Raw genomic sequence first — 12,823 nt, 5'->3', positions numbered from 1 at the left:
ACGTCGCAGTGCGGAGCAATCCTGTGGGATCCACTCGGCTCCGACTCGGCGGCAACGGTCCGGCCGGACCGCGCACCGCGGCCCGGTCGAGGAGGCGGGGGCGCCTCAGGGCAAGGCCGTACGCCGTCAGCGACCTCCGTGTCGCCCCTCCGGAGCACACGCCGGGATGGGCGGCCCGGTCCCGACTGCCGTGATGGTGCCGCGCAGCGTAAACCCGGCATGAGCGCAAGACCTGCGCTCTAGGAATACATCTAGATACGACGGGACCGCGTTGACCCGCACATGGCCACCCAAGACGCTGGGGGCAGTCTTGCCCACCGGTCGTGCGATCAAGAGGACTCCCGTTGAACTTCCTGTTGCTGGGCCCGCTCTCCGTCCGGTTGAACGCGCGTGAGGTGCACGTGTCGGCGCCGAGGCAGCGCGTGGTCCTGGCGGCGCTCCTCCTCAACGCCAACCGGGTGATCTCGGTCGACCGGATCGCCGAGTACGTCTGGGACGACGCGCCGCCGCCGAGTGCCGCCGCGACCGTCCGCACCTATGTGATGCGCCTGCGGCAGTCACTGGGGGAGCACGCCTCCGCCCGGATCCTCACCCGGGCGCCCGGCTACCTCCTCGAACTCGGCGAGCACGAGAGCGATCTCGGGCAGTTCACGGCCCACCGCCGGCGCGCGGCGGAGCTGGCCGACCGCGGAGACCTGGAGGGCTCCTCCGCCGAACTGGCCGAGGCGCTCGCCCTGTGGCGCGAGGAGCCGCTGGCGGACATCCCGTCGCGGACGCTGCGCGATGTGGAGGGCCGCTACCTCCAGGAGCTTCGCCTGCAGACCATGGAGCTGCGGTTCGACGCGGAGCTGGCGCTGCTGAGGCACGCCGAGGTCGTGCCGGAGCTGGTGCGGCTGGTGCGGAAGCACCCCTTGCGGGAGGCCCTGGTGGGCAAGCTGATGCTGGCGCTGTTCCGCTCGGGACGGCAGTCGGAGGCCCTGGACCTCTACCGGCGCACCCGGGTGCTGCTCGTCGAGCAGCTCGGCGCCGAGCCGAGCGCCGATCTGCGCGAGATCCACCGGAACATCCTCTCGGCCCACGACCGGCCCCGTCCGCCCGACCCGCTGGAGCAGCCCGCGACGGCCCCGGAGGCGGCCGTCGCGACGGCCCCGGCCGCGGTCCGGGAAAGGTCCTGCTGGCCGAGTCCGGCGCAGCTCCCCTCGGTGCCGCTGCCGCTGTCGGCCCGCTCCGGTGCGCTGGCGCGGCTGCAGCACTTCCTCACGACCGGCACGATGCCCGCGGGCATGGTGGCGACGGCGGTGGTGACCGGCCGGGGCGGTGTCGGCAAGAGCGCGCTGGCCCTGCACGCGGCGCACGCCGTGCGCGGTTCCTCGGTGCACGGCCAGCTCTACGCGGATCTCGGCGGAGCTGCGCGGCCGCTGACCGCCCGGGCGGTGCTGCCGCGGTTCCTGGCGGACCTCGGTGTGCCCCGGGACGAGGTACCCGAGGAGGAGCCGGAGCAGGAGAGCCTCTACCGCTCGCTCACCGCGGGCCGCCGTCTGCTGGTGGTACTCGACAACGTCTCCAGCACCGCGCAGGTGCGGCCGCTGATACCGGGCAGCGGGGGCAGCAGGCTGCTGGTGACCAGTAGACGGCGGCTGGCCGATCTGGAGGGGGCGCGCACCCTTCTGCTCGACCCGCTGGACGAGGCCGGATCGCTGGAACTGCTGGGCAGCATCGTCGGCCCGGCCAGGGTCGGTGCCGAGCCGCGGGCGGCCCGTTCGGTGCTGACGGTCTGCGCGGGCCTGCCGCTGGCGATCCGGATCGCCGGGACCCGGCTGCTGGAGCGCCCGCACTGGAGCATCGGGCACTTCGCCCGGCGGCTCACGGAAGCCCCGCGGCTGCTGGACGAACTGTGCGCGGGCGACAACGGTGTCCGGCCCTGCCTCGACGCCGACCACGCCGGGCTCCGGCGGACGGCTCCGGCCGGGGTCGACCCGGCCGAGGCGTTCACCGCGCTGGGGGCTGCCGGAGCGTGTTCGGTCTCCAGCAGTAGGGCCGCGGTGATGTTCGGCTGCTCCGAGGCGCAGGCCGAGGAGGCCCTGGACGCCCTGGTCGAGGCGAATCTGCTGGGTGCGCCGCTGGGGGGCCGCTACCGGCTGGACGCACTGCTGCGGGCCTACGCCCGTGAGCGGGCCGAGGCGGTCGCCGTACAGCAGCACGGTCACCCGTACATGCGCGCCGGGTGACCGTCCCGGCGGCCCGGCGACGGACACCCGGCGCCTGATCCCCCTTCGCCCCGATCCTTTCCGCCCCGATCTCCTTCGACCCGATCTCCTTCGAGAGGACCCCTTCGCCATGGCCGACCAGACAGCAGCCACCCCCGCCCTGCTCGCCTACGTCCGGGAGGTCTCCCTCCGTGACGACGATCTGCTCAGGGAGCTGCGGGAGACCACCGCGGACCTGCCGGGCGGTACCGCCCTGCAGGTGATGGCGGAGGAGGGCCAACTGCTGGCCCTGCTGGTCGGGTTGACGGGGGCGCGGGCGGTGCTGGAGATCGGCACCTTCACCGGCTACAGCACCCTGTGCATGGCCCGCGCGCTCCCCGCCGACGGGGTGCTGGTGTCCTGTGACATCGACGACCGGTGGCCGGCCGTCGGCGCCGACTTCTGGAAGCGGGACGGGGTCGACTCGCGGATCGACCTGCGGATCGGCGATGCCGCCGCGACCCTGGACGCACTGCTGGCGGAACGCGGGCCGGAGAGCTTCGACCTGGTGTTCATCGACGCGGACAAGACCAACTACGTCCGCTACTACGAGACTTCGCTGGCCCTGCTGCGCGCCGGCGGCCTGATCGTGGTCGACAACACCCTCTTCTTCGGCCGGGTCGCCGATCCAGCCGCCACGGACCCGGAGACCGCCGGGGTCCGGGCATTGAACCGGCTGCTGCACGAGGACCCCCGGGTGGAGCTGTCGCTGCTGGTGATGGCCGACGGGATCACCCTCGTCCGCAAGCGCTGAGGGCAGCGGACCGGAGCCCGGGAGCGCCGGCCGCTGCGGCGGTCACGACGTTCCCGGGCCCCCTTCCGGCACGTTCAGGTCGGGTGCGTCCACGCTGATGACGGTGGACACCACGCGCGGGCCGGGGACCAGGTGCAGGCGCTGGAGTCCGGTGTCCTCCGCAGCCGGTGCGAGGACGGCGGCGCACGGGCACGGGGCTTCGTCCAGGCCCTCGAAGCCCGCGAACCGGTAGGCGATCTCCATCATCCGGTTGCGTTCGGTCGCCCGGAAGTCGGCGACCAGGTGGACTCCGGACCGGGCGGCGGCGTCGGCCAGCCAGTTCAGCAGGGTCGCGCCGGCGCCGTAGGCGACGACCCGGCAGGAGGTGGCGAGCAGCTTGAGGTGCCACAGGCCCGGGCGCCGCTCCAGCAGCAGGACGCCGACCGCGCCGTGCGGGCCGAACCGGTCGGTGAGGGTGACCACCAGGACCTCGTGCCGGGGGTCGGTGATCAGGCCGCGCAGCACCGCGTCCGGGTAGTGCACCCCGGTCGCGTTCATCTGGCTGGTGCGCAGGGTGAGTTCCTCGACCCGGGACAGCTCCTCGCCGGTGGCCCGGCCGATGCGCATCCGCAGGTCCAGGGAGCGCAGGAACTCCTCGTCGGAGCCGGGGGCGGCCGCCCGTTCGGCCTCGCGGCGGAAGCCCGCCTGGTACATCCGGCGGCGCCGCCGGGAGTCGACGGTGCTGGTCGCGGGGGTGAACTCGGCGAGTTCGGGAAGGGCGAGGACCTGCTCGGCCGGGTAGCACCGCACGTCGGGCAGGTGGAAGGCCACTTCGGCGCGTTCGGCGGGTCGGTCGTCGACGAAGGCGACGGTCGTGAGCGCGAAGTTCAGCCGGTCGGCGATCCGGCGCACCGACTCGGACTTGGCGCCCCACCCGATCTCCGGCAGGACGAAGTACTCGGCCACGCCGAATGCCTCCAGCCGGGCCCAGGCGTGCTCGTGGTCGTTGCGGCTGGCGACGGACTGGAGGATGCCGCGGGAGTCGAGCTCGATCACCACCTTGCGCACCTCGTCCGGCAGGTGCACCTCGCCGTCCTCCAGCAGGGTGCCCTGCCAGAGGGTGTCGTCCAGGTCCCAGACCAGGCACTTGACGGTCTCGGCCATGTCGTCCTTCCTCGTCTCGTCGGCCGCGGGCCCGCTCACGGTGCCCCCTGAGCGGAGAGGGCGTGCTGGGCCAGCATCAGCCGGCACAGCTCGTTGCTGCCCTCGATGATCTCCATCAGCTTGGCGTCCCGGTACGCCCGGGCCACCGCGTGCCCGTCCCGGGACCCGGCCGAGGCCAGGACCTGGACGGCCGTCGCCGCGCCCCGGGCGGCCTGGGTCGCGCTGACGTGCTTGGCCAGTACGGTCGCCACCACCTGGTCCGGCGATCCTTCGTCCCAGCAGCGGCTGGCGTGCTCGCAGACCCGCGCGGCCACCTGCTCGGCCGTGTAGAGGTCGGCGAGGTGCCCGGCGACCAGCTGGTGCTCCGCGAGCGGCCTGCCGAACTGCTCCCGTCCGGCGGCGTGTGCGGTGGCCGCCGCCAGACAGGCCCGCAGGATGCCCACGCACCCCCAGGCGACGGACATCCGCCCGTAGGCCAGCGCGGTCGTCACCAGCAGGGCGGGCGGCAGTCCGTGACCGCCCAGGACGCTGTCGGCCGGCAGCCGGACCCCGTCGAGGTGTACGTCCGCGTGTCCGGCCGCGCGGCAGCCGAGCGGGTCGGCGATCCGCTCGATCCGGACGCCGGGCGTGTCGGCGGGCACCACGACGGCCACCGCGCCGTCCTCGAAGCGGCCGACGATGACCAGCAGGTCGGCGTAGTGGGCGGCGGTCACCCACTTCTTGTGTCCGTCGACGACGACCGCGTCGCCGTCGCGGCGGATGGTCGTCGTCATCGCCGCGAGGTCGCTGCCGGCGCCGGGCTCGCTGAAGCCGACCGCCGCCAGTCCGCCACCGGTCAGCCGGGGGAGGTGGACGGCCGACTGCTCGGCGGTGCCCAGGCGCTGGATGGTCCATGCCGCCATGCCCTGGGAGGTCATCACGCTGCGCAACGAGCTGCACAGGCCGCCCACGTGGGCGGTGTACGCGCCGCTGTGCGTGCTGCTGAGCCCCCAGCCGCCGTACTGCTCCGGGACTTCGGCGCACAGTCGGCCCTCGGCGCCCAGTTCGCGGAGCAGGTCCAGCGGGATGAGGCCGGTCCGGTCCCACTCCCCCGCCAGGTCGCCGACCCGCAGGGTGACCGAGGCCATGGCGCCGCTCAGGTCCTCACCCATGCCGGCCCCCGGCGGCGGGCACCCGGAGCCGGTCCACCAGCTCCGCCATCCGCCGCACGGTGCGGAAGTTGTCCAGCCGCAGGTCCGCGCCGCGGACGGCGATGGCGTAGGTCTTCTCCAGGTGCACCACCACCTGCATGGCGAACAGGGACGACAGGCCGCCGGCGTCGAACAGGTCGGTGTCGGCGTCCCAGGCGGTTCCGGTGCGTCCTTCCAGGAATCCCAGCAGTTCCTTCTCCAGGTCGTGGGTGTTGGGCGTGTCCGCTGTGGTCATGGCCGTCTCCTTGTCGGGGTGATCAGGTGTAGTCGTAGAAACCGCGCCCGGACTTGCGGCCCAGTCGGCCCTCGCGGACCAGCCGGAGCAGCAGTTCGGTGGGGCGGCAGCCGTCGTCGCCGGTGCGTTCGTGGAGCACGGTGAGGGAGTCGACGAGGTTGTCGATGCCGATCAGGTCCGCGGTGCGCAGCGGGCCGGTGGGGTGTCCCAGGCAGCCCTGCATCAGGGCGTCGACGTCCTCGGCGGTCGCCGTGCCCTCCTCCACCACCCGGGCCGCGTCGTTGATCATCGGGTGCAGGATGCGGCTGGTCACGAAGCCGGGTGCGTCCCGGACGACCACCGCCCGCCGCCGCAGTGCCGTGAGCAGGGCTGCCACGGCGGCCATCGCGGGGTCCCCGGTCCTGGCGCCGCGGACCACTTCGGCGGTTCCGATCAGATAGGGCGGGTTCATGAAGTGGGTGCCGACCAGTTCCTCGGGCCGCTCCAGGGCCCCGGCCAGTTCGTCGACGGGGATGGAGGAGGTGTTGGTGATCAGCAGGGTTCCGGGCCGGACCAGTCCGGAGACCTCGGACAGGACAGCGGCCTTGATCGCGGCGTTCTCGGTGACCGCCTCGACCACGGCGGTGGCTCCGGCCGCGGCCTTGAGCGAGGTGTCGGTGGCCAGGGTGCCGAGGGCCGTCCCGGCGGGCAGGGCGCCCATCAGCTCGGCCAGCCGGAGTTCGCCGTCGATCAGGTCCGCGGCCCGGTCGAGCCGTTCCCGGTCGATGTCGACCAGGTGGACCGGCAGGCCGTGTCCGAGGGCGAGGACGGTGATTCCGACGCCCATCACCCCGGCTCCCAGCACGGTGAGGGCGTGTCGCGGGCGGGAATCGTCGTACGGGGCTGTGGTCAACGGGTTCTCCTTCGTCTTCACAGGTCGTCGGGGGTGCGGAGGGTGGTGCCGAGCCAGTCGGCGACGGTGTCGCCGGTGCTCGCGACATGCTGTTCCATGATCGAGAAGTGGTCTCCGGGAACGTCGACGACGGTGTCGGCACCGGCCCAGGACGAGCGCCAGTCACCGGCTTCGGCGGACGGGCGGCCGAGCGGGGTGGAAGCGCGGACCAGCAGCAGCGGGGCGCGGACCGCCGGGGGTTTCCAGTCGTCGAGCAGGCGGAAGTAGCCGCCCATCGCGGTCAGCCGGGTCCCGTCCATCGGGGCCGCCCGGTCCTCGCGGGCGAACATGCCGCCCAGCAGGACATCGTTGAACTGGGTGATGCCCTGGTTGTCGGAGAGGTAGGTGTCCAGCAGCACCACGGCCGCCGGGCCCTCGCCGCGCCGCTCCAGCGCGGCGGCCACTCCGTGGGCGAGCGTGCCGCCGGAGGAGGAGCCGGCCAGGACGAGCGTCCGTCCGGGCAGTTCCCGGAGCAGTGTCGTCGCCTGGAAGTCCAGCAGGGCCGACATGTCGGCGGGCAGTTCCTCCTCGGGGGCGAATCCGGGGGCGTCCAGGGCGGCGACGGCGTAGCGGTCCCGGAAGCGGGCGGCGAAGCGGGCGTACTGGTGGGCGCCGCCGAGGGCGACGACGGAGCCGAAGCAGACGAGTACGGGGGCGTCGGCGCGCTCGTGCAGGCGCAGCAGCCGCGGGCCGGTGCCGGCGGCCGCGAGGTCGCTGCCGCTGTGGAAGGCCGGGCGCAGGGCGGAGGCGTTCTTGAGCAGGGCGATGCCCTCGTCGATCCGGCCGAGTTCGCAGGCCCGGCGGAACAGCACGCTCACCGGGTCGGTGTCGGCGGCGTCGGGTGCAGCGGCTCCGGTTCCGGTTGCGGGTGCCGTTCCGGGCCGGGGGGTGTCTTCCGTCCGGGCCTCGGCGGCGAGGCGCGCCGCGAGCGCGGCGGGGGTTCCGCTGTCGAAGACGGCGGAGGGCCGCAACCGCAGTCCGGTGGCGGCGGCCAGCCGGTTGCGGAGCTCGACCGCGGTCAACGAGTCGAATCCGACGGAGAGGAAGGGCACCGTCGCGGACAGCGCCCCGGAGTCCGTGTGGCCGAGGACTTCGGCGGCCTGGGCCAGGACGAGTTCACGCAGGACCAGCTCGCGTCCCTGTTCGTCGGCGGCGGCGTCGAGCCGCTGCCGCAGCGCTGCGGCAGCGGTCGGCGTCCCCTTCGCCCCGGTCGTCGCGGTCGGACTGCGCCGGACCAGGGATTGCAGCATCGGGTGCACCGGGCCGTCGCCGCGCACGGTGAGGTCGAGGTGGGCCAGGACGACGGGGCTCCCGTCTCCCGGCGGGGCGGCGTCCGGGGCGCACACGGTGTCCAGCAGGGCCATGGCCTCCTGGTCGGAGAGGCCGCGGGCGCCGCGCCGGTCGATGCGCTGCCGTTCGGCGCCGCCGAGCTCCGCCGTCATTCCGCTCACCCGCTCCCAGGGCCCCCAGGCCAGGGACAGGCCGGGGAGCCCGAGCCGTCGGCGTTCCGCGACAAGGGCGTCGAGCGCGGCGTTGGCGGCCGAGTAGGACGCTTGGCCGGGGCTGCCCAGTACGCCCGCGGCGGAGGAGAAGACGACGAACGCGGAGAGGTCCGCTCCGCGCGTCAGCTGGTCGAGGTGGCGGGCGGCGTCGAACTTGGGCCGTAGGACGGCGGTCATCCGCTCCCCCGTCAGCCCGTCCAGCAGACCGTCGTCGAGCACTCCGGCGGTATGGACCACGGCACACAGCGGATGGCGTTCGGGGATGGCCGCCAGGGCGCCGGCGAGCGCCTGACGGTCGGACACATCACAGCTGAGGGCGGCCAGTTCGGCCCCGGCCTCGGCCAGCTCCGCCGTCAGCTCCGGCATGCCCGGGGCGTCGGCGCCGCGGCGGCTCAGCACGAGGAGGTGGCGTACCCCGTGCGCGGCGACCAGATGGCGCGCCAGGACGGCCGCGAGAGCGCCGCCGCCGCTCACCAGTACGGTCCCCTCGGGCGGCCCGAACGGGCCCGCCGACCGGTTCGCTGTCGCGGGGGCGGACGCGGAGGTGGTGGCCGTGGCCGTGGCCGTGGTGACCGTGGTGGCCGCCGGCCGTATCAGTCGGGGCGCGTACAGGACGCCGCCGCGCAGGGCTGCCTGCGGCTCGCCCGTGGCGAGGAGGTCGGCGAGCGCGTCGCCGAGACCGTCCGGGTCCGGCCCTTCGGTGTCCAGCAGCACGAACCGGTCGGGGTGTTCGAGCTGAGCGGCCCTGAGCATGCCCCACACGGCCGCCGCGCCGAGGTCCGCCGGCTGCGGCTGCGGCTGCGCGCCGAACGGGCCGGTCGCACCCCGGGTGAGCACCACCAGGGGTGTCCGGGCGGTGGTGTCGTCGGCCAGGTGGGCCTGGACGCGGTCCAGGACCCCGGACGCGACCGCGTGCACCGCCGCGGGGTCCGCGTCCCGGGCGGGGGCGTCCGCGGTCGCACCGTCCGCGGTCACGGCGTCGGCGGACGGGGGGCAGGTCAGCAGCATCGCGTCGGGTGTCGCGGACAGGGGTTCGGCGGCGAAGGCGGCCGGCAGCAGCCGCTCGTCCCGCGGGCCGAGGAGGCCCCAGCGGGTGACCGGGCGCGGCCCGGGCCCGGCGGTGACCGGTGTCCAGCCGACGTGGAAGACGGAGCCGGAGGACGCCCGCAGTGCGGCGGTGGACGCCGTGCGCAGGGTGAGCGAGCCGACCGTCGCCACCGTGCGCCCCGAGGGATCGGTGATCCGCGCGGCGACGGCGTCCGGGCCGTCGGGGCGCAGCCGGACGCGCAGGACCGGCGCGTCGGAGGTCTCGATCGCGACGCGCTGCCAGGAGAACGGCAGGGGGACGCCGTCGGCAGGCTCCGCGGTCGCGGCGCCTTCGCGCAGACCGGTCGTCTGGAGGGCTGCGTCCAGGAGGGCCGGGTGCACTCCGAAGCCGTCCGCTCCGGTGCCGGGGAGGCCGTCGGGCAGGGCCACTTCGGCGTGGACCGCGTCCGTGGTGCGCCATGCGGCGCGCAGGCCCCGGAACGCCGGGCCGTAGGCGACGCCCCGGGTTTCGAGCAGCCCGTACAGTTCGTCCACGTCGAGGGGGACCGCGTCGGGCGGGGGCCAGGTGCCGGCCGGTTCGGTCGTGTCGTCCCGGTTGGCCGAGGGGTCCCGGGGGCCGACCGCGCCGGTCGCGTGCCGGGTCCAGGGCCGGTCGGCGGAGCCCGGGGCGGCCTCGGGCCGGGAGTGGAACTCCACCGGGCGCCGTCCCGTGCCGTCTTCGGCGCCCACCCGTACGCGCAGTTGCACGGCCTGATCGTCGGGCAGCAGCAGCGGGGCGGCGAGGGTCAGCTCCTCCACGAGGGCGCAGCCGAGGCGGCGGCCCACGTGCGCGGCCAGCTCCACGAGGGCCGCGCCGGGCAGGATCACGGCTCCGGCCACGGCGTGGTCGGCGAGCCAGGGGTGGGTGGCCGAGGAGAGCCGGCCGGTGAAGAGGGTGCCCGCGTCGTCGGGCAGTTCGACCACGGCGCCGAGCAGCGGGTGGTCCGCGGCGGACTGACCGGTGGCCGCCTGGTCCCGGTCGGCCGGAACGGCGTCCAGCCAGTAGCGGCGTCGTTGGAAGGCGTAGGTGGGCAGGTCCACCCGCTGGGCACCGGTTCCCGCGAACAGTCGTTCCCAGTCGACGCGCAGGCCCCGGACGTGTGCCTCGGCGAGCGCGAGCTGGAGTCGGCGGAGCCCTCCGGCCCCGCGCCGCAGGGTGTCGAGCACCAGCGTCTCCGGAGCGCCCGCGTCGGCGGCCGTGTCCTCGATCGCGTACATCAGGGCGGGCTGGGGGCTGGACTCGATGAAGACGCGGTGCCCGGCCGCGAGGAGCGAGCGGGTCGCCCGCTCGAACTCGACGGTCTGCCGGAGGTTGCGGTACCAGTACTCGGCGCCCAGGGACTTCGTGTCCAGCAGGCCGCCGGTCACGCTGGAGTAGTACGGCACCGCACCCGCGAGGGGGGTGATCCCGTCAAGGTCGGAGAGCAGGCGCTCGCGGATCTCCTCCACGTGCGCGGAGTGCGACGCGAAGTCGGTTTCGATGCGAGTCGCCCACACCCCTTCCTCCAGGAGTTCCTCCACCAGGGCCGTGACCGCGTCGGCGTCGCCCGACACCGCCACCGACGACGGGCCGTTCACCGCCGCCACCGAGAGCCGGCCCGCCCACGGGGCGATGCGCTCCCGTGCCACGTCCACCGGCAGGGGCACCGACGCCATCCCGCCACGGCCGGCCAGCGCACCCACCGCACGGGAACGCAACGCGACCACCCGCGCCCCGTCCTCCAGGCTCAGACCACCCGCCACCACGGCCGCGGCGATCTCGCCCTGCGAGTGGCCCACCACCGCGTCCGGAACGACGCCGAACGCACGCCACACCTCCGCCAGCGACACCATCACCGACCAGAGCACCGGCTGCACCACATCGACGCGCGCCAACAGCGCCTCCGAACCCAGCGCCTCCGCCAACGACCAATCCGCGTAAGGCGCCAGAGCCCGCTCGCACTCCGCCATCCGTTCCGCGAACACAGCCGACTCGGCCAACAGCTCCGCGGCCATCCCCACCCACTGCGAACCCTGACCCGGGAACACCAGCACCGAACGGCCCGGGAGCAGCCCGCTGCCGACCGTCACGCCCGCCGCACGCACGCCCCGCGACAGGGCGGCGACACCGGCCAGCAGTTCGCCCCGGTCCGCTCCCACCACCACCGCGCGCTCCGCGAACCGCGAACGCCCCGCCGCCAGCGAATGGCCGACGTCCGTCACGCTCAGGCCCGGTTCCGCCACCACCCGCTCGTACAGCGCCGTCGCCTGGGCGCGCAGCGCATCCGGAGTACGCGCCGACAGGATCCAGGGGACGGCGGCGGGCACCGGTTCCGGCGTGGCGGGCCCGTCGGAAGCCGCCGGGTCGGCCGGGGCCTGTTCGAGGATGACGTGGGCGTTGGTGCCGCTGGCGCCGAAGGAGGACACCCCGGCCCGGCGCGGCCGTCCCGTCTCCGGCCAGGGGGTGGCCTCGGTGAGCAGGGAGACGGCTCCCTCGGTCCAGTCGATCTGGGGCGAGGGACGGTCGACGTGCAGGGTGCGCGGCATCACGCCGTGCCGCATCGCGAGCACCGACTTGATCACCCCGCCGACGCCCGCGGCGGCCTGGGTGTGGGACAGGTTGGACTTCAGCGATCCCAGCCGCAACGGCCGCCCGGCGGGCCGGTCCTGCCCGTACGTGGCCAGCAGCGCCTGGGCCTCGATGGGGTCGCCGAGGGTGGTGCCGGTGCCGTGCGCCTCCACCATGTCCACCTCGGACGGGTCGAGTCCGGCACGGGCGAGCGCGTCGTTGATGACGCGCTGCTGCGCGGGCCCGTTCGGGGCGGTCAGCCCGTTGCTGGCGCCGTCCTGGTTGACGGCCGAGCCGCGGATGACGGCCAGGACGGGATGCCCCGCGCGCCGGGCGTCCGAGAGCCGTTCCAGCAGGAGCAGGCCCAGGCCCTCCCCGAACCCGGCTCCGTCCGCCGCGGACGAGAAGGACTTGCTGCGCCCGTCGGGCGCCAGGCCGCGCTGGCGGCTGAATCCGACGTACAGGCCGGGGGTGGACATCACGGTCACCCCGCCGGCCAGGGCGAGGGTGGTGTCGCCGGAGCGCAGCCCCTGGCAGGCGAGGTGGACGGCGACCAGGGAGGACGAGCAGGCGGTGTCCAGGGTGACCGCCGGGCCTTCCAGGCCCAGGGTGTAGGCGATCCGGCCCGAGGCGACGCTGGGGATGGTACCGGTGCCGAGGAAGCCTTCCACTTCGTCGGGCACCCGGCCGAGCCGGGACCCGTATTCGCTGTAGATCACTCCGGTGTAGACGCCGGTGCGGCTGCCGCGCAGGGTCGTCGGGTCGATGCCCGCGCGTTCCACCGCCTCCCAGGACGCTTCCAGCAGCAGCCGCTGCTGCGGGTCCATGGCCAGGGCCTCGCGCGGAGAGATGCCGAAGAAGCCGGGGTCGAAGCCGGTCGCGTCGTGCAGGAAGCCGCCTTCACGGACGTAGAAGGTGCCGGGGGCGTCGGGGTCGGCGTCGAAGCCGCCCTCGACGTCCCAGCCGCGGTCGGTGGGGAACGGCGAGACCGCGTCGCGTTCCTTGACCAGCAGCTCCCACAGGTCTTCCGGGGTGCGTACGCCGCCGGGGTAGCGGCAGCTCATCGCCACGATGGCGATGGGCTCGGCGGAGTCGTCGCGGAGCCGTCGGTTCTCCTGCCGCAGGCGCTGGTTGTCCAGCAGCGAGGCACGCAGGGCGGCGACCACCTGGTCCGTGTCGGTGGGCATG

The 12,823-nt window shown here is 74.4% G+C and carries 7 protein-coding genes; 2 read left to right on the top strand and 5 right to left on the bottom strand.

What is annotated here, in order from left to right; genetic code table 11:
- Window positions 1–344 precede the first annotated feature (344 nt).
- The gene (locus ACFVUH_RS13415; RefSeq protein WP_387913112.1) at window positions 345–2,228 is read left to right on the top strand and encodes a BTAD domain-containing putative transcriptional regulator; all 1,884 of its coding nucleotides are present in this window, start codon (window positions 345–347) and stop codon (window positions 2,226–2,228) included.
- 109 nt (window positions 2,229–2,337) lie between these two features.
- Complete coding sequence (locus ACFVUH_RS13410; protein WP_387913110.1) at window positions 2,338–3,000, top strand: class I SAM-dependent methyltransferase; 663 nt, start codon at window positions 2,338–2,340, stop codon at window positions 2,998–3,000.
- Window positions 3,001–3,042: 42 nt separating this feature from the next.
- Here the strand turns inward: ACFVUH_RS13410 and ACFVUH_RS13405 are convergent, their stop codons facing one another.
- The 5 genes from ACFVUH_RS13405 to ACFVUH_RS13385 are packed head-to-tail and all read right to left on the bottom strand — an operon-like array spanning window position 3,043 to window position 12,822.
- Entirely contained in the window at window positions 3,043–4,143 is a 1,101-nt protein-coding gene (locus tag ACFVUH_RS13405; protein ID WP_355361541.1) for an HAD-IIIC family phosphatase, read from the bottom strand.
- 35 nt (window positions 4,144–4,178) lie between these two features.
- Window positions 4,179–5,294 carry an acyl-CoA dehydrogenase family protein gene (locus tag ACFVUH_RS13400; RefSeq protein WP_355361300.1) on the bottom strand — a complete coding sequence of 372 codons (1,116 nt, stop codon included), beginning with the start codon at window positions 5,292–5,294 and terminating at the stop codon, window positions 4,179–4,181.
- A complete protein-coding gene (locus tag ACFVUH_RS13395) occupies window positions 5,287–5,568 on the bottom strand; it encodes an acyl carrier protein (RefSeq protein ID WP_387913108.1) in 282 nt (93 codons plus the stop codon). Before ACFVUH_RS13395 ends, ACFVUH_RS13400 begins: the two co-directional genes overlap by 8 nt.
- 22 nt (window positions 5,569–5,590) lie before the next feature.
- Window positions 5,591–6,460 carry a 3-hydroxyacyl-CoA dehydrogenase family protein gene (locus tag ACFVUH_RS13390; RefSeq protein WP_387913106.1) on the bottom strand — a complete coding sequence of 290 codons (870 nt, stop codon included), beginning with the start codon at window positions 6,458–6,460 and terminating at the stop codon, window positions 5,591–5,593.
- Between the two features lie 17 nt (window positions 6,461–6,477).
- A complete protein-coding gene (locus ACFVUH_RS13385) occupies window positions 6,478–12,822 on the bottom strand; it encodes a type I polyketide synthase (RefSeq protein ID WP_387913105.1) in 6,345 nt (2,114 codons plus the stop codon).
- Window position 12,823: the final 1 nt, after the last annotated feature.

The sequence above is a fragment of the Kitasatospora sp. NPDC058032 genome (assembly GCF_042885845.1).
Lineage (GTDB): Bacteria > Actinomycetota > Actinomycetes > Streptomycetales > Streptomycetaceae > Kitasatospora.
This window is presented reverse-complemented; position numbering and strand designations above follow the sequence as displayed.

Excerpts from the sequence above, each read along its gene's own strand:
- ACFVUH_RS13400 (WP_355361300.1), bottom strand. The coding sequence starts at position 5,294 with ATGGGTGAGGACCTGAGCGGCGCCATGGCCTCGGTCACCCTGCGGGTC.
- ACFVUH_RS13385 (WP_387913105.1), bottom strand. The coding sequence starts at position 12,822 with ATGCCCACCGACACGGACCAGGTGGTCGCCGCCCTGCGTGCCTCGCTG.
- ACFVUH_RS13405 (WP_355361541.1), bottom strand. The coding sequence starts at position 4,143 with ATGGCCGAGACCGTCAAGTGCCTGGTCTGGGACCTGGACGACACCCTC.
- ACFVUH_RS13395 (WP_387913108.1), bottom strand. The coding sequence starts at position 5,568 with ATGACCACAGCGGACACGCCCAACACCCACGACCTGGAGAAGGAACTG.
- ACFVUH_RS13410 (WP_387913110.1), top strand. The coding sequence starts at position 2,338 with ATGGCCGACCAGACAGCAGCCACCCCCGCCCTGCTCGCCTACGTCCGG.